The organism is Granulicella paludicola (assembly GCF_025685545.1).
Classification (GTDB): Bacteria; Acidobacteriota; Terriglobia; order Terriglobales; family Acidobacteriaceae; genus Granulicella; species Granulicella paludicola.
In genome coordinates, this window is sequence record NZ_JAGSYC010000017.1 from 48017 (window position 1) to 64332 (window position 16316).

Annotated in this window: 15 protein-coding genes; 8 read left to right on the forward strand and 7 right to left on the reverse strand. The window is 54.4% G+C overall.

Translation table 11 applies throughout. The annotated features are described in order from the left end of the window. Positions 1-492: 492 nt before the first annotated feature. The 8 genes from OHL14_RS01630 (at position 493) to OHL14_RS01665 (ending at position 6447) form a co-directional block, all read left to right on the forward strand. The gene (locus tag OHL14_RS01630; protein WP_263377558.1) at positions 493-1236 is read left to right on the forward strand and encodes a hypothetical protein; all 744 of its coding nucleotides are present in this window, start codon (positions 493-495) and stop codon (positions 1234-1236) included. Positions 1237-1811: 575 nt separating this feature from the next. Further along, positions 1812-2051, forward strand: a complete 240-nt coding sequence (locus OHL14_RS01635) for a hypothetical protein (RefSeq protein WP_263377559.1) — start codon at positions 1812-1814, stop codon at positions 2049-2051. 204 nt (positions 2052-2255) lie between these two features. Beyond that, the gene (locus OHL14_RS01640) at positions 2256-2513 is read left to right on the forward strand and encodes a PqqD family protein (protein WP_263377560.1); all 258 of its coding nucleotides are present in this window, start codon (positions 2256-2258) and stop codon (positions 2511-2513) included. 291 nt (positions 2514-2804) lie between these two features. Further along, entirely contained in the window at positions 2805-3149 is a 345-nt protein-coding gene (locus OHL14_RS01645; RefSeq protein WP_263377561.1) for a hypothetical protein, read from the forward strand. A 12-nt stretch (positions 3150-3161) separates the two neighbouring features. Then, complete coding sequence (locus tag OHL14_RS20115) at positions 3162-3887, forward strand: phosphotransferase (protein WP_396270685.1); 726 nt, start codon at positions 3162-3164, stop codon at positions 3885-3887. 52 nt (positions 3888-3939) lie between these two features. Continuing rightward, positions 3940-4311 (forward strand): lasso peptide biosynthesis B2 protein, encoded by a 372-nt coding sequence (locus OHL14_RS01655; RefSeq protein ID WP_263377563.1) that lies wholly within the window; start codon positions 3940-3942, stop codon positions 4309-4311. Positions 4312-4322: 11 nt separating this feature from the next. Beyond that, on the forward strand, positions 4323-6227 hold the full coding sequence (locus OHL14_RS01660) for an asparagine synthetase B family protein (RefSeq protein WP_263377564.1): 1905 nt from the start codon (positions 4323-4325) through the stop codon (positions 6225-6227). Between the two features lie 82 nt (positions 6228-6309). Continuing rightward, entirely contained in the window at positions 6310-6447 is a 138-nt protein-coding gene (locus OHL14_RS01665) for a hypothetical protein (protein ID WP_263377565.1), read from the forward strand. Positions 6448-6744: 297 nt separating this feature from the next. On the opposite strand, the gene OHL14_RS01670 is transcribed toward OHL14_RS01665, so the two are convergent. From OHL14_RS01670 to OHL14_RS01700, 7 genes are all read right to left on the reverse strand, one after another. Beyond that, on the reverse strand, positions 6745-8649 hold the full coding sequence (locus OHL14_RS01670) for a M61 family metallopeptidase (RefSeq protein WP_263377566.1): 1905 nt from the start codon (positions 8647-8649) through the stop codon (positions 6745-6747). Between the two features lie 306 nt (positions 8650-8955). Continuing rightward, entirely contained in the window at positions 8956-9702 is a 747-nt protein-coding gene (locus tag OHL14_RS01675; RefSeq protein ID WP_263377567.1) for a hypothetical protein, read from the reverse strand. A 201-nt stretch (positions 9703-9903) separates the two neighbouring features. Continuing rightward, on the reverse strand, positions 9904-11694 hold the full coding sequence (locus OHL14_RS01680) for a M3 family metallopeptidase (RefSeq protein WP_263377568.1): 1791 nt from the start codon (positions 11692-11694) through the stop codon (positions 9904-9906). Positions 11695-11843: 149 nt separating this feature from the next. Beyond that, positions 11844-13217, reverse strand: a complete 1374-nt coding sequence (locus tag OHL14_RS01685; RefSeq protein WP_263377569.1) for a serine hydrolase domain-containing protein — start codon at positions 13215-13217, stop codon at positions 11844-11846. Between the two features lie 316 nt (positions 13218-13533). After that, positions 13534-13716: a tetratricopeptide repeat protein gene (locus tag OHL14_RS01690; protein ID WP_263377570.1), complete on the reverse strand. Its 183-nt coding sequence runs from the start codon at positions 13714-13716 to the stop codon at positions 13534-13536. Further along, positions 13716-15083: a dienelactone hydrolase family protein gene (locus OHL14_RS01695; RefSeq protein ID WP_263377571.1), complete on the reverse strand. Its 1368-nt coding sequence runs from the start codon at positions 15081-15083 to the stop codon at positions 13716-13718. The genes OHL14_RS01690 and OHL14_RS01695 overlap by 1 nt, the downstream gene beginning before the upstream one ends. Before the next feature lie 139 nt (positions 15084-15222). After that, the gene (locus OHL14_RS01700) at positions 15223-16257 is read right to left on the reverse strand and encodes a M23 family metallopeptidase (protein ID WP_263377572.1); all 1035 of its coding nucleotides are present in this window, start codon (positions 16255-16257) and stop codon (positions 15223-15225) included. Positions 16258-16316: the final 59 nt, after the last annotated feature.

Genomic DNA, 16316 nt, shown 5'->3' on the forward strand with positions numbered 1-16316 from the left:
AGGCTGTCCGCCTCCTACGCTCACGCTGTAGTCCCCTCGGGCACTCCAGTAAAAATGCGCTCTTTTCGCTGCATCGTGGCAAGAATGACGTCATTTGGCAACTGGAAGTGACGCGTGTGGCCAAACTTAATCTTCAACGAATGAGCAAAACGGGAATCGCAACGATCCAGGCCTGCAGTCGCAACGCTCAACAAAATAAGTTTGGCCAACAGTCGCCAGAATCAACGTTATGTGCGTCTATGCGAGTAAACGTCACGGTCTGTCCGTGTGTCACGGCCACCAACAGCGCAGCTGTGGCTGGTAGATCTTCAGGTTGGAAACACCGTGCTCCACAACGGGGGATGGACAGCCTGCCATCGCTGGAATCATCATGGATTAGTTAATCATCAACTACTTCTTGCTCGTTTTGACACTTCGCGAGCTCAACGTTGTCTCTGTATGCGTCGCTCGCACCTCCGCTAGTCGAGTTCTATTGAGGAGATTGACTTCGCCGTGTATCGCCATGTACCTCGAGAACAAATCATTGCTGCGATTAATCATCTCAACGATCTCCGTAGGCAGATGCCGCGCACGAATGAGCGAGAAGCGCTTGCACACGAACGGCGAGAGGCTGCCACAAAAACGCTACTCACAAACATCACACGAACCAAGGCTCATCCCACGCTTCGAGCTCTTCGCGAAATCGCGGACATCTTTTCACTGACGATAGAGGGGGCACACCGACTCTTCGGCTACGATTTGTCCAAGATTCGCGAGCTGGACCGCCGCCTAAATGGCGGTCGAACTCACATCATCGAATCTTATGGGTTCGAACGCGATCTCTTGATAGAGCTCCCTTCGAGACTCGCTTCCGAAGATCTATATGCAGCGAATGGTATGTTGCGAAACCTTGTCGAAGACTGGCAGCGCGACATACCCTTTAGAGCTCTTGCTGATGGCACTTGGCAGCGGCCCGGAACTTTTTACGTGCATGTGGGTACCAAGGATAGCCTAGGCTCCAGCCTTCCTGCGGGCGCAACCGCTTTGGTCGAGCCAATATCTCCATCTGAACAAGCGAGACCGAACCCGAGCAAGATCTACCTTTTGCAGTTCGCCAATGGATATCGATGCAGCTATTGCGTGGTTTCACGCGGCAAGCTTCACCTCCTCAGTGGAGTCTGGCCGAATCGTGTCACGGAAGAAATCGATTATCCACGGGCCGTTCGCATCGCCGGCCACGTCAGGGCTTTCTCGTGAACCTGCCCTCACCCGAATACCCAGATCTATTTCAACTACCCTATAGGGACCGGGGAGCTGAACTGATTCTTCCCTGGGAACATAGAACACGGGACCGCTTGTTTGCCACTGGATACAGACGATTCGAGCGATCCACAGAGGAGCTGCGCACAGTTCGCGAGACACTCGAAGCTCAGCTAAACACGAAATTCAGTAAGCGAACCGAGCGGCGTTATAGATCTTCGACCTCATCGCAGCCGCACATCGATGCGCTGATCTATCTGACGGTGACGCACATGGCTCGGTATTCAGATGCGCTGACAACGAGTGGAGTCAGACTGGTCGATTCAAACCGCCATAGTTTGCAGACACTTCTTCAGGTCCAGCAACTATCACAGCTGCCGAAGTCGACAACTAGAGTTGCAACGCCGGAGCCCACAGACGTCTGGCAGCAAAGGCATAGAGAATTTCTGGAATGGCCTACTCTCTTATCTCTCAAACATCCTCAGTTGCAGTTGTTGCAGGATAGGGTTTTGCGGGTATCATCTGCAAATCCACTCCAAGGTCTCGCTCCTCCGATTGCTCCTGGCTCGTGGATGCTTCTAGAAGGACTCTCGGCTATACCCGACATAAAGGGCGATTGGAGCAAGCAGGGATGGTCTCGGCCGATTTATGTGCTGCGTCGACAGTTCGAGGCGACCTGGGGCCATCTCGACCGGATCGATAATCAATACGTCATCGTGTCGGATCGCCTTGAACGGCCTGCAAGGGCCACTTTCGGTGCCGAGGAACTCTCTTCTCTGAGTCGGGTGACCGCCATCGCAGTTCCAACCTAAGACCTCAGCGCACAATTGAGTAAATTTGGCCGCTTTGCGAGATCGGCCCATACAAATCTTGGCGATTTGTGCCGTAAACAGAAGGAATTTAGGGTACGGAGTAAGTTTGGCCAAATCGTACCTTTCTCCACCATCGGTCGACTTCTGAGGCTAATCTCTTTCTCACAAGAGGCGTCTATGACGCATTCGGAGAGGGACAAGCCCATGCCCAACATTCCAAGTCACCTGCGATCCATGGTTGACCAAGATGGCGCAGCCATCTTGGATGCCGCGCGCGGTTCCATTACGACTCTCAACCCAACGGGGGCATTTATCTGGAGTGGCCTGGAACAGGCGAAGCATCCCGACGTGATTGCAACGGAGCTAGCGGAGGCAACTGGCGAGTCGCTTGAAGTTGTCCAGCTCGAGGTCAACTCCTTCATCGAATCCTTACGGCAGCAGCAACTGGTTTCCCAAGGATAAAGAGGAGACCACATGACCCTTCATCTTGAGTCGATGACTTTCCGAGTCTTGATCGTGGAGAGCGATTCGCTGCGAGTATCTGCTGTCCGCACTGCAGCGGGCTATCAAATTCCACGCGTGGAGATCGCTCTGGGTCAGAGGAAGGTTCGACAGGCACAAGCTGCGGTTTTCTCAACTTGGGGGGCGAATGTCGTAGTTCTCGAGTTTGTGGGCAGGGATGATCCCTCCAGCGACCTTGTTTTGGCCGAACTACTTAGCCATGAGCGCTCCTCTTGCTTGGAGAGCGTTCCCATGCAACAGATCGCTCAAAATGAACTGTCAGAACGGGAGAAAGATCGCGTGATGCACCTCGGCACCGACCGGGACAAAGCCACCTTCTCCCGGATGGGTTGGTATCGCGAGGCGGCTGAATGGATTCGCTCGGCTACGGGCGATAGCGTCAGCCTCGACGAGAGGGTTGAGCAGTACAACGCGGCAGGACCTTTCGCTCTGATTAGATTCGGTACGAGTGATGGACGGCGCTATTGGCTCAAAGCGGTTGGTGAGCCAAACCTTCACGAGTTCCCTCTCACCTATCTGCTCAGCAGGGTCGCGGGTGTGCATGCGCCTACCATCGTATCGACGAAGCCTGAATGAAATGCATGGCTCATGTCGGAAGATGGGCATCCAGTCGGGGAGAGTGAACACGCGCCTCTCCCACTAAGTTTTCTTCAGTCGGCTGTGCGATCGTTGGCCGCTCTGCAAATCAGCACGATGGCAAGGCAACGGGAGTTTTTTCAAGCAGGCGTCTCGGACCACACTTCGAATGTTCTCGCAGCGCACGGCCGCGAACTCTTCGATTTTCTCGAAATGGCAATGGCTCTGCAAACGTCCGTGCGCGTGCCACGTGTCGACGTCTCGCGTCTTCGAGAAATACTCGAGATCCTGGGGAGGGTGAGTGACTATGCGGCGCGTATGCCAATCCCAGATAGTGTCTTGCACGGTGATCTTAATCTCGGGAATATTTTGCAGTGTGCAAGCCACTGCCAGTTCATTGACTGGAGTGATGCGTTCTTCGGCAACCCACTCATCACATTCGAACACTTGTTGCTTCTAAACAGGACCGCAAGTCCTGACGAACTCCGGCATCGCGAGCGGTCCCTTCGGGACTTATACGTGTCAACAATGTCCACAGTCTGTGATCCCGAGAGGATCCGCAAGGCTTTCGCCCTGTCACCGCTCCTCGCTGCGGCTTCGACGCTTTATGGACGAGGTAAATGGCTGTCGACTCCAGAGCGCAACGATCCCAGACGTCAAGCCTTCGGGAGAACCCTTGCACGGCACATGGATCGAGCTGCGAACGATCCTAGACTTTTGGCCCAGATCGCAAGCTAAGTATCAGCACGAGGTTTGAGCTGAGAGAGCACAAAGCAGAGAAGGAGAGTTTATGTTGCAGATCATCGAAAGCTGGTTCCTGTTGCTCTACTTCGATTACCTTATGCACTTTCATGATTTTCGAGCCATACAGTCCCGGCTCTCGGCGTCGCAATCTCGCACAGATGTTCAGAATCCATTGAGAGTGGAAACACTCTGCCACGCCATGGATTTGGCTTCTGTCTTCTACATCAAGCGCGTGCTTTGTCTCCAGCGCTCGGCAGCCACGGCAATTCTCCTTCGTCGCCATGGCTGGATGGCCGAGATGGTCATCGGGGCGCAGGTTTTGCCTCTTCAATCGCACGCATGGGTTGAAGTCGAGGGACGTGTCGTAAACGACAAGCCCTATGTCACAGATATTTATCGTGTATTGGATCGCTGCTAGCGAGGTTCATCATGAGCATCATTTGCGGAGTATTGAAAACGAACAGAACGAGCGCTTCTGAGAAAGACCTACACCATCTCACTCAAGCGACAAAACGATACGGACTGGGTGAGATTTCAATCAAAGTCCTGGGGCATGTCGCCATGGGCTTTCAGCCCTTCGAGACCCATGAGCGCTCGCATCTCGAAGTTGGGCCAACGTTGGGGCCAGCTGGAGATCTCGTATGTTTCGATGGAAGGCTGGACAATCATCATGAGCTTGCTCGCAAGCTTGACCTAACCAACCCGACGGTGTCCGATTCCGAGATCGTACTCGCGGCTTTTGCCCGGTGGGGAGCGGAATGCTTCTCCCGTTTCACCGGAGATTGGGCCGTCGCTCTCTGGTCGGAATTGGACGATCGTCTCTACCTTGCGCGCGATCACGCCGGTTCGAGAACACTCTACCTGGAACGCGCATCAGACGGCTTTCGCTGGTCCACCTATCTGGACAGCTTTGAGGGACAAGGACTCGATCACCTTTCCAAAGACTATGCGGCAAGTTATCTATCCTGCCTACCCGTTCAGGAGCGGACGCCGTACGAGAGCATCTCAAGCGTCCGCCCCGGTCACTACATTGCGATATGCGACCGCTTCGCTGTGCAGAGTAGCCATTGGAGTCCACTCATTCAGACATCGATCCAGTACGGATCCGATGCTGAATACGATGAGCATTTTCTTGATCTATTCGGACGATCGGTCGCACGACGCACTGGACCGGGAGCAAAGGTATTGGCGCAACTCAGCGGCGGTATGGATTCCACCGCGATCGTCTGCATGTCTGACCATCTTCGACTATCTCAAGATCCCGGTGCCGAACTCTTGGACACAATTTCCTACTACGACGACTCTGAATCGTCTCTCGATGAACGGTCATACTTCGAGATCACGGAAGCCCGGCGCGGCAAGGTTGGCATTCATCTGAACACAGCCATCTCTCAACGAGCGTTTGATCCTCCACAGGTAAAGGAGGGGATCTACCGTCTTCCCGGTGCCGACAGCTTTTCAATTTCTCAGGAGCGCCTGCTCAAGACGAATGCCTGGGACAGAGGCTATAGGGTCGTCTTATCTGGCATCGGTGGCGACGAGGTGCTGGGCGGGATTCCCGATCCACTTCCAGAGTTGGCAGGATACCTCGTCACCGGGAACGTATCAGGGCTCCTGAGTCGTAGTTTGGCTTGGTGCCTGACCGATCGCACGCCTTTGATCTTCTGCCTTCGCGACACACTCGGATTCGCGTTCCGACTCTACGGCCGTGGGAGATTGAGAACCCGAAAGGGTCCACCATGGCTATCTCCCGAGCTGCGTCGGTTGAGCGAGCACGCGGAACGGGCTTATGTGAAATTCCCCGAACGACTTGCGGCATTGCCTCACCAGTTAGACAACGCGCTGTCATGGTGGCAGGTCATGGAGACGCTTCCACACACAAGACCCCAGCTTTTGTTCAGGCCCGAATATCGATATCCAATGCTGGACAAGGATTTGGTGACCTACCTGTTCAGCATTCCTCGGGATCAGCTACTCAGACCGGGCCGACGCCGCACGCTCATGCGTCGAGCACTGCAAGGAATTGTGCCTCTAGAGATTTTGGAGCGGCGACGAAAGGCGTTCCAGCTTAGAGCTCCGCTGAATGCGATGCAGAGAGCACAGGAAAAACTTGACCGACTATGGGACGACTCTCACCTCGCCGAGGAAGGTTTTGTCGATATCGACAGATTACGGCACGAGCAGAAGCGCTGCTCCAATGGTGCTCCGGAGTGGAGTCAGGCACTGATGAAAACGATCGCATACGAGTTGTGGTTGAGAGCTAGCCACACGACTACTAGTGGTAGTGAAGTTTCCATGCATGGAAGCGCTGCATTCGAAAAACATTCGGCCTGAATCTAGCGGCCATCAAGCTCCGTGTGGAAAGGCTTCTAGCTTGCACCGCACGGAAATCCGAAACACAGAGAGGAACCACAATATGCGATACACACGTCCCCAAATCACTGGCAGCTTTCCCGCTGTCTCAACCATCAAGCTAACCAAAGGTCTCCCTCCCGTCGAAACTCAAGACCCGACCGAGATCTCCAGCAACGCTGCATACCAGGCTGACGAATAGTCCAGGCTGCCGTAATGCGATTACAATCAAGTCCAGTCTCTGCTCTAGAGCAGAGGCTGGACTTAGTCTTAGGTCTCTTGGAGAACCTGCACACTTCGCTTCACGTCGGATAGTAGTTTGCCCCCACCACTTGCCAATAAAACGAGTTTTTGTGAGCCCGCTGGAGGCTCTGTCCTTGTCAATGAGTGCCTTGGCGATTTAGCGCTCGTCGAGATCACCATTGAAGAGAAGAGCGTTAACGAGGAACGGACTGCCATCACGAGAGTCGCCCATTATGATGCGAGTGCGTACGCTATCCTACTTGGGCAAAAGGATCTTCGTAGTCAGGAGATCCGGCTTTCCGTTCCTTACCAGCGCAGCATACCTCTCCCCTCCATGGTAGGAAATCTTGTAAACATGTGTTTCATCATCCCTAGATGCCTCCAAAACAATGAAGTCATTATTTGTCAGCGAAGCGTGCACTGCTGCAGTAAGACTTTCTGCGCTATAAGGTTTGGCATTTACCTGGATCAGCTTGTCGCCTGGACCGAGCCCAGCCGCGTAGGCGGGGCTGTCGATCCAAACGTCTAGCAGAGTGCCGTCCGCCATGGCCTGCAGGCCAAGTGAGTGGTACATCTCAGCCATATGCGACGCCTTGATGAAGTCCGCTTCGGCCGGAATCATCGTGCTCTGATAGACGTAGCTGTAGCCGGCGGCTTCTAGTCCTCCGGTAAGTGACCTCAAATTAAGTGCGTTCAGGCGCTCTTGCCAAAATCCCTGCCAGTCAAAGGGAGCAATGGTATTCAGAGCCTGAAGAAGGTCTGCCAACGTGTACGGAAAAACCCCTGCCGCAGTGTCTCGTGAGGACAAATTCGCCACTGGCGGAGCAAAAAAGAGCGCTGCAAAATCATCCAGAGATTTTTTACCCCGTGTAACTTCCCGAATCTTTACGTCCGCTTCCAGCCAGAGAAGTGTTCCGGCGTAGTAGTAGTCTTGGCTGAGGCGCCAGCTTGCCCAGGCGGAATCGTTACCGCGGAGGATCGCAGAGGCATCGGCTGTGTCCTGGACAGAGCGCCATCGACGCCCCGGCTTATCGACCTGAAATGCTTCATAGTCGAATGCACCTACGGTTTGGTCAGGCGTACGGAAACCAGCGCGAGCGGCCAGCACGTTGCCGTAATATTGAGTGAAACCTTCATAAACCCAGATCAGGTCGTTTTGCATTGGCGTGTTGTCGTCCGCAGTCGCTTCGCCAGCCGGACGGCGATATTTTCCGCACCATGAGTGCGTGAACTCGTGCGGCAGCAGGGAGCCAACAACGCCAGCGTTTGCGATATCAGACATGTCAAGGCTACTCACAATGTAATCGGCTGACTGCGTGTGTTCCGCACTATCACCATGCAGGTGTGGCGACGCACCTACAAGGAAGTCGTAGTGCTCGTAATGATGACCTACGAACAGCTTCGTGGCCTGCTGAACCAAAGCTGTCATCCTGGCTAGAAAGGCAGGTTGTAGCTCCAGATCAGCGTCTTTGTCTGAGCAAACGTCAAGCGTATGGACCGGATGGATCTCGGGTGCCAGAGGGTATTGACGGCAGTGATCCCCGGCGAGGATGGGCGAATCGATCAGCTGTTCAATCGACACGGTCTGGAACGTGGTGTCTGGCCCATTGAGCGAAGGCGCGGTCGATCCACCGGTACGCAAAGCTGTTGCGGCCTTCCAACCGGCCGGCAAGTGAATCTCGGTCATGACGGGCGTGTCATGTAGCGATTTATCGGTGGGATACAGCACCACTTCGCTCGGCTCGATCATGACGACGTGAGAGCTCGTGTGATTGGTGCCGATAGTGTTTGCACGGCTGGAAACCTCAAGGATGTCGTAAGACGCGACAAGCGAAGAAGTGTTTTGGGGAACAACGACATGAAACTTGTAGGGGTCTGAAAGGTCGCGACGCCAAGGCACCAAATCGCCGCCCGCAAAACCAGAGCGAAAGACGATACCCACCAGATTATCGATTGGCCCTCCGGGGAGCTCCTGACTAGGAATCCATTCCGGATAGGCAAAAGTGTTCGGTCCAGGATGCACCGGAATCTGCTCTGTGACATGGATGATTCGGCGCGAAGCGTCGGTCAAGTCGATGCGGATATGCATCGGCGTTTGCGCCAAGCCGGCGAGGGGGATCGAGAAAAGAAGCTTTATAGCTAGGACAGAGCGTGCAGACATCTACATCCTCCTCATCTGGGCTACTAGTGAGAAGAAAAGTATATAAGCCGTCAAATGACGTACAGGCAGAAGCTTCTGCTGGTAAGCGGATCGGCTTGTGTCGCTAATGCCGATCTCAACTGACGATAAAAGGCCAATGCGCGTTTCTAACGCCCGCAACCTCGAAGAGCGCATGACGATTTGAGTACGCAAGCGGCTCACCTAAGAGAAGCGCGCGCATCTGGACCAAAGCCTTGCTTGCCCGCCAAATTTTCCTGGAGAATTCCTTTGCACATACCGCTGACGCTATAAGCATTGCGATTCAACTCATGAACGATATAGTCGCTCACGAATCGGCCACCTATGAGCTGACTGCTGTAGGGAGAAAACCGTTATCACAGGGGACAGAACATACTTGGAGAATGCAGAGAGCCAATGAGACGCGCTACCGTAATTGCGGATGCCAGAACCTCCAAAGAACACGAAGATGAGGTCGGTCGTCAATAGGATGAGAACTCCTTGCGAGACTGGCTCTTGTTGAAATAGAAACACCTTCGCGTCGGGCAGCATTCTGGTCAAGAAGTGCCAGATTGCTATAGCAAACGGTACCCCGAGCACGACCGCAATCATCCAGGCAGACACGCCAAATCCCTGAACCGTCGTCGCCAGGTCTGCGTGCGTCGCAAAGGTATGCACCGGCACATAGGACAGAAAGTTTCCCACACTCATTACACAAATCCAGAAGAAGAACATAGCCCACACGCGCGACTCCTTCATCTGTGCCCTTGCGTACAGCAAGCGGCTCAAAAGATACGAGAGTCCATTTCCGATGAGCACGCCAGCAACCGCTATCAGCGCCGCCAGATAGCCATGACCAGCTGCGAAAATCGGCCCGTAATCGACATTTTCATCAATATCCTCTTGAAAGAGAATGTTATCGAGGGTTATGTGACCGTAGTCGAGAGCGAGCGGATTGGCTTTGAAATGGAGAAGCCACGCCGTAAAACTATGCGCGTACTCATGCACCATATAGCCGAGCGCATGGGCTAACCAGTGCTGAAGGATGGCCAGCAACCAGATACGAACAGTTCGCGGACGCGGAATCGATACCTGAGAGTGAATGTCTGGTGAAATATGTCGCTTGGTTTCGAGTTCAACGAGATCGAAAGCTGGTCATTTGTCGAAATAGTTGAAATGTTTGGCCGTGAAGGCACCAGAGCTTCCACACGCAGAATCTTCGTTTACCTTCTCTCCCATCATAGTTGGCTGAAAGCTCTACCTGCCAGCGTAAAGAACTTGTAGTTCATTCGTTTTCTCTTCAAAGAGTTTCGCGGCAGCTTCGACGAGATGCGGGTCGTCGAGATGGATGTCCAACGTGGCTAGCAGCGCTTGCGGATCTGCGTCGAAGCCGCGACGCAAGAGGGCATCGTACTTCTCCGCGAAGGCCGGATCGGAGTGAGCTTTGTCAAAGAGAGCGACCGCGATCACGGAAGCATAGAGGTAGTTCACGAGATAGAGTGGGTCTTCAAAGACGAGCGATTTGCGCATCCAGTTTCGGGACACTCCCACGTCGGACATGGGCCAGAATTCATAGGGTTGGAGGGAAGCCTGAAAGATGGTGTCAACCTTTTCGCGATCAAGCATGGCGGCACCTGCGGCCTGTGTATAGAGATTTTTCTCGAAGGTTGTTTCTTCCGCTGAGACATAGAGCTCCAATGCGATCTTGGAGAGCAAACGCTCAAGAGCGTATTCTCGGGCGGCTGGCGTGGTGGCGGACTTGGTGGCCTGGTCGAGCAGCAGCAGTTCATTGAATATCGCGAAGCTCTCAAAGAGGTAGTGAGGCCCCTCCCTTTGGTATACGGGGATGGAGTTGCTGTTGATCAGCTCTCGATGGATGGCGTGCCCGCCTTCATGGGCGATTTTGCTTACGTCGCGGAGGGAACCACGATAGCCTTCGTCGTAGAGGCCGGTAGGGGCGTCATAGGCACTGATAGAAGTTCCTGTATCGGCGCGGTGGGTGCCACCAACCAGGTCGAGCCGACCGTTTGCGGGGTCGAGGAGTGCGGCGAAACGCCTGGTGTAGTCCGGGCCTAAAGGTTGAAGGGCGGCAAGGATCATGTCGCGAGCTTGAGCGAGAGAGATTTGGTTCGCGGGAGCAACGACCATGTCCTGCTCCTCGGCGAGAGCGGCGGCAACGCCGAGGACCTTTGCCGTATGTGCGGCGCGTACCTGCTCATAATGGCGGTACGCAGCGGCCTGCGACTGCACGGCGGCGAGCATATCGTCTACGAGTGCAGAATTGAGACCGAGAGATTGATACTTGCGTTCAGCGGCGTTACTGTAGCCCTGAGCGATGGCATCCCGATTTTCGAGTTCGACAAGCGACCCGAGTAAGGTTGCCGTTGCGGGAGCCGCTTGATCGTAGGAGGCGTTGCGCATAGCGACCGCGGTTCGACGCTTTGTGACATCGAGCGAGGAAATGTCTTTGCTGCCTTTTCCGAGAGAGTCGATGAGGCGGTCGTAGGTGTCAGAGAGGCTAGCTTCCAGCGGTGTCGTGACAGCACCACGATAAACCTGCGCATCTGGCGAAAATACATGTGAGACGTCGCTCTGGAGTTGCTGGGCAAGATAGGCGTACCTTCCCAGTGAGGGGATGTCTGCTGGAGCTATCTGGCGCAGGCGTTGTGTGATGGCCGCTTCGAGCTCCGCTTGCGCAGCGGCGATTTGATCGCCAGCCTCGCGGAAGGTGTGATCTTCGATGTTCTCCAAAGCGAGAACCTTGATGTAGGCAAGATGACGCTGTAGCGCGATAGACAGTTCGTCCGCGCCGTCAAGGTTGTTGGCGAGATCGTTGACGGTGGCTTTGGGAAGCGCTTTGATCTTTTCGGCCACGTCCGCTTGCAAAGTCTTCCGTGCGGAAAATTCTGCCGATGCGCTAGGGAAATAAAGCTTCAGCGAAATGCGGGCATTGTCGAGCGCTGGTGCTGGAGTGATGGTCTGGGCGGACAGCAGGATTGAGCAAAACGTAAAGACAAAGAGTAGGCCGGATGGCCGAAATATCTGCATAGTCGAGTTTACGCAAGGATGGCCGTTACGGTTCCCATGTGTAAACTCGCCATCGGGTGATGTGAACAGGCCGATGCATGTTGCCAGACTCGGCTCCCTCAAGGGTTGACTCGGCGATTATGTGCTCCTTCTTACCGAAAGCAAGACTCTTATCGGGCACTGGGTCGCGCAGACAAGTCATGACGGTAGTATGCGAGCGAGTTGCCGCTTGTCACGCTGACAGCCTGCACTTTCCCATGTGCGTCGCGGTGAAATTCGAATTGCGTCAGGGGCACGGTATCCGAATCCGGGTCCACAAACTGTGTGGGAGATAGGGCCATCAGCGGATGGGCATGATCCTCGCCGGGAACACGCAGGGAAGCTTTACTTCCGGATATATCGACTTCGAACGTATCGGTGTCAAAGTCGTCAGCAAGTCTTCCTCGGATGTTCATCGGTACGCTGTTATCAAGGCGATAAGTTCCTTTGTAGTCCGCATAGGCCGGATCCTTCGCATCCAAAGTAACCGTTCGCAGAACGGGATCGACACCGCGACCGATCATATCCGAAAGCGCGTGTCGGATCTCGAGGCGCAAGAGTGAACCATTGCTGCTGTTGGTGAGAATGACGAAGCCATCACCGGATTGCAGATAGCCCTCGATCCAGGCGCGATAGTTGTCATTGGAGCCGCTATGAAAGAAAACTCTTGCGTCGCCGGAACCGAGTAATTCGGGGCCCAATCCTTGGGGGCTCGGTGAGACCGGGGTCATCATCTGCGTTGCCAATCCACGCGGAAGAAAGTTGCTCTGTCCGCGATAGCTCTCGATGAGCGCCGCAACCCAGCTTCCTAGTTCCGGAGCATTGCTCCATAGGCCGGAGGCTGCTTGTTCAGGAAATGTCTGCCATCCGCGTGGCAGGGCGACGAGGTGGCCGTCGTTGTCATGCGCCTTGGCAACGTTGATCGTCGATGCAGGCAGAGGGCTGACGAATGTGCTGCGATTCATATGCAGCGGATCGAGCAACCACGTCTTCGCTATATCCGCGAAGTTTGTCTTCGTCACATCCTCAAGCAGCTGCTGCTCTACCATGATTCCCCCACCCGAGTAGCTATAACGCGTACCGGGAACCGAGGTCAGGCGAACGGCATGATGTTTGGCTGGCGGTTTGCCATCCAGTGTCTCGATAAGGGTGGGAACATGCTCATCTGGCATGAAGTCGGGAAAGCCACCGACGTTGAAACCTGATGTGTGTGACATCAGCATTCGCAGCGTGACGTCGGGATCGGGGACGTCCCTCGTTGGGGGTACGTGCCAACTCGTGAGGTAACGATCTACATTGCTATCGAGATTCAATTTACCCGCGGCCACCATGCGCAGGATGATGGATGCTGTGGCCACCTTGCTGACTGATCCGACCGAAAACAACGTATCGGCATTCACCTTCTGGCTACTGCCTTCCGCCAGTACGCCATAGCCAGCGGTTTGTACGACTCTCCCGTCCCTTATCACCGCAACGGCCACTCCAGGAACGTGGTAGTACGCCATACGTTCACATAATGACCAATGAGGCAGCGGCTCGCCGGATTTGAGAACAGCGGGACGAAGAAGGTTCGTCCATGAAATGGTGATGGGAGCATCGGACCTCTGGCCTTTGCCTACCCGTGTGGGATTTGCGGTCGCAGCATCACATGGACTGAGCACGGCTGCGCGAGAAACGGCGGCACTACATATAAGCAGAAGAGCAGAAATCAGAGCGGATCGAATCATCACCTCAATATCTTAGCTTGACGCCCCAAAGTAATCCTTTGGGGTTTTCGCACCCATTCTAATTACGGTTGATGATAGGCGCGTTTATAAAGATCTACATGACAGCTTTTCCTTCCGCGACATCGAGATCTCCTTTGGCGATGATGTTTCCGGGATCGAGTGCGAGCGCTTTTTTGAAGTTCTCGATCGCCGCGGTCTTCCGGCCTGCTTTCATGTAGATCTCCCCAAGGTTGCCGTAGGCACGGCTTGAAGGCTGTAGCTGAATCGCAAACTGCATCACGTTGATAGCCTCAGCGAAGTGGTGTTGTCCAAGCAAACGGAAAGCCCAGTCTGTGACCACATCAGCACTGAGTGATACTCCGGTGTTTTCAGCCGTGTCGATGCGTACTCTTCAGCTACGTGTTCGAATGCTGCTAGCCCGACCTTGACCCGGAAGTCCGCAAAGGAAGGCAACGTAAAGGGCTTAGCTGCTCGAAAGGAGGCATTCAGTGCATGTTTCGGCACACCGTTCTGGTCGGGTGAACTTTTGAGAAACGCTGTTGCTTTTGGGTCGTGTTTCAGGTACGCATCCAAGAACTCAAGGGTGTATCGAACGACCCACTGGTATCCAACGAGGCCATCCTCGCGAGTAATGTCAGTTTCTGCTATGTTTGGAAATTCCGCTCGCCAATACCGTTCTGTCCGCTGGGTAAGCGTATTGAACTCGGGGTGAATCATCTCCTGCATGTGAACCGTCATGAGGTCCCCATGCGTCCACGCATCAAGCACACTGGGACCCGCAGCATTCTTGAATCTGGCATTCAGTTGAGCTTGATCTTCAAGCGAATACCTTCCCGTGAAAAATAAGAGTGGAATCGTAATGGTGTCCGGGTGCACGTCCCCTGATTGTTCAACAATTCCCGGATAGTACCTCATGCTGCCGTCAATTGCCACGAGCCCCCTGATACGGTTATCCCGAGCCGCCGCAAAGAGGTTCGAGAGTCCTCCCCAACTGAAACCCACGACTCCGACTGAAGTCACATCCGCATCAGGCAGAGATTCGGCCCAGCCAATAAGAAAAGAGATGTCCTCGGCCTGGGCGTTCACCCCGGCAAGATCGTGCGTGGATTCACGCTCCACGCCCATACCAGGGCTGGCAATGACAACATAACCATAGCTCGCAAGCAGTTCGCAGAGGTCCAGATTCTCCCATGAGAAAGAGGAGAAGCTTGGCGCATAGACAACAAGCGGAAAGTGACCTGCTAGAGGCTTCGCATTTCGGACAGCTAGCGTGTTGTCTTGGTGTGGGTGAGGAATGCCTTCGATAAACCATTCGTCCACACCCGCTGAAATAGCGGGGTCGGCAAAGTTTGTTTCCGTGCTTCGAAGAGCAAGATAGTCTGCCACTGACATGTGTTTCTGCTTTGTAGCTTCAGCAGGAAACCAGACTAGAGTCTGCAAGGGGCGGCCTATCTCACCGAAGGTCGGCTTCCCCAAGTCGTCTACTAGCGGTTGGAAAGATCGGGAGCGATCGTACTGGTCCACCAAGCGCAAACCAACCGCATGGGGGCCTGCCGGAATCTTAAGAGAAAATGTTTCCGGCTGCTGACTGGTGAGTCTGAACGGCAAGGATAAAACAACGAGTACAAGAACCAACGAGCGCATACGCCTCCAGAATGAATCGGATTCTCAGCTTGCGACAATAGACAGATGCGCTCGTCGAAAACCATTTCAAGCAGTCCAGAATCGTCTCCGGACGCTCAACACGAAAAGGACAGAGATGAACGTCACTGACGTGTCAATGTCACTCATGCTCTGGGTCCCCGAAACTGACGACGCTCTTACCGAGCGGTAACTCGTTCACATGAATCACTGGTTGACCTCCGCCTCCGCCCTGTGTGCGGAAGTGGTCAATCAGGTATGGCACTCCCTCCCCGAAAAGGAGAGTCGAAGAAGTGGTGACCTCGAAATGAAGATGAGGCTCACGCGCGTCTCCAGAGGCACCAATACGCGCCAACATCTGACCTTTTCGAACAAAGTCTCCCGACCTCACGAGCACGCTTCCCGGCTTCAGATGCATGTAGTAAACAAACTGGCCGCTACCGAGATCGAGTACGATCGTATTGCCTGAAACGGTGTCGAGCGTGAGAGGCACGGCAGGATGGAATGCTTCGTTGTGTCCCGGGATATTGTTCGGGAGACCGTCTCGCGCCATAAAGACACGTCCGTTCGCGACTGCCAGCACCGCTTGACCGTAGGAAAAATAAGAGGTTACATCTCGCGAATCTCCGGCAAACGAGACCTCGTTCTTGACCCTCTTCCAGTCGATTGCATAACGCCTCGAATCGACCGTCCTTCCATCTAGAACAATGATTCCGCGGCGATGATGGTTGTCTTCATCGTTGCTGGGGCCATCTGCCGCAAGCCAGTCTGTACCTTCCACTGGAGGGCTGAGCACGTGCAACGCGTTGTGTCGGGTGGAAATCTCCGCGCCCTGAACCATCGAGTCGGCAGCAATCACCCGATGGATTAATTTGCTCGGCATAGGTGCTTTGCGATTGACGACCACCGACATGAACACGACGACGCTTTGGCCGGGAGGAAGAGTCAACTTCTCCTTTGGGTCGGCAGTTTTCATGGCTCCATAGACCTGCACCATGGCTTTGAGTTGAGTGGCATCGAAGCTCCCGATCGGCGGTGCTCCTGTAACATCCGCATCCAGGACCTCGATACGGTTCAGAGTGATGGGAGTCTGCGCGAAGTTCGTTAAGTAGAGCTCATACAGCAGATACGAATTCAGTCCGTTTGGAAATGCGGTCGGGTCAAATGGGACACGCATCTCCAATTGCAAAGGAAACGCAAAAGGCTTGCTTACTGCTGTTCCGTTCGGGGCCTGCA

Coding starts and splice junctions, on each gene's coding strand:
- OHL14_RS01660 (WP_263377564.1), top strand. CDS start 4,323: ATGAGCATCATTTGCGGAGTATTGAAAACGAACAGAACGAGCGCTTCT.
- OHL14_RS01670 (WP_263377566.1), bottom strand. CDS start 8,649: ATGTCTGCACGCTCTGTCCTAGCTATAAAGCTTCTTTTCTCGATCCCC.
- OHL14_RS20115 (WP_396270685.1), top strand. CDS start 3,162: ATGTCGGAAGATGGGCATCCAGTCGGGGAGAGTGAACACGCGCCTCTC.
- OHL14_RS01685 (WP_263377569.1), bottom strand. CDS start 13,217: ATGGCGTACTACCACGTTCCTGGAGTGGCCGTTGCGGTGATAAGGGAC.
- OHL14_RS01645 (WP_263377561.1), top strand. CDS start 2,805: ATGCAACAGATCGCTCAAAATGAACTGTCAGAACGGGAGAAAGATCGC.
- OHL14_RS01695 (WP_263377571.1), bottom strand. CDS start 15,083: ATGCGCTCGTTGGTTCTTGTACTCGTTGTTTTATCCTTGCCGTTCAGA.
- OHL14_RS01665 (WP_263377565.1), top strand. CDS start 6,310: ATGCGATACACACGTCCCCAAATCACTGGCAGCTTTCCCGCTGTCTCA.
- OHL14_RS01640 (WP_263377560.1), top strand. CDS start 2,256: ATGCCCAACATTCCAAGTCACCTGCGATCCATGGTTGACCAAGATGGC.
- OHL14_RS01680 (WP_263377568.1), bottom strand. CDS start 11,694: ATGCAGATATTTCGGCCATCCGGCCTACTCTTTGTCTTTACGTTTTGC.
- OHL14_RS01700 (WP_263377572.1), bottom strand. CDS start 16,257: ATGCGTGTCCCATTTGACCCGACCGCATTTCCAAACGGACTGAATTCG.
- OHL14_RS01635 (WP_263377559.1), top strand. CDS start 1,812: ATGCTTCTAGAAGGACTCTCGGCTATACCCGACATAAAGGGCGATTGG.
- OHL14_RS01655 (WP_263377563.1), top strand. CDS start 3,940: ATGTTGCAGATCATCGAAAGCTGGTTCCTGTTGCTCTACTTCGATTAC.
- OHL14_RS01690 (WP_263377570.1), bottom strand. CDS start 13,716: ATGCAGTTTGCGATTCAGCTACAGCCTTCAAGCCGTGCCTACGGCAAC.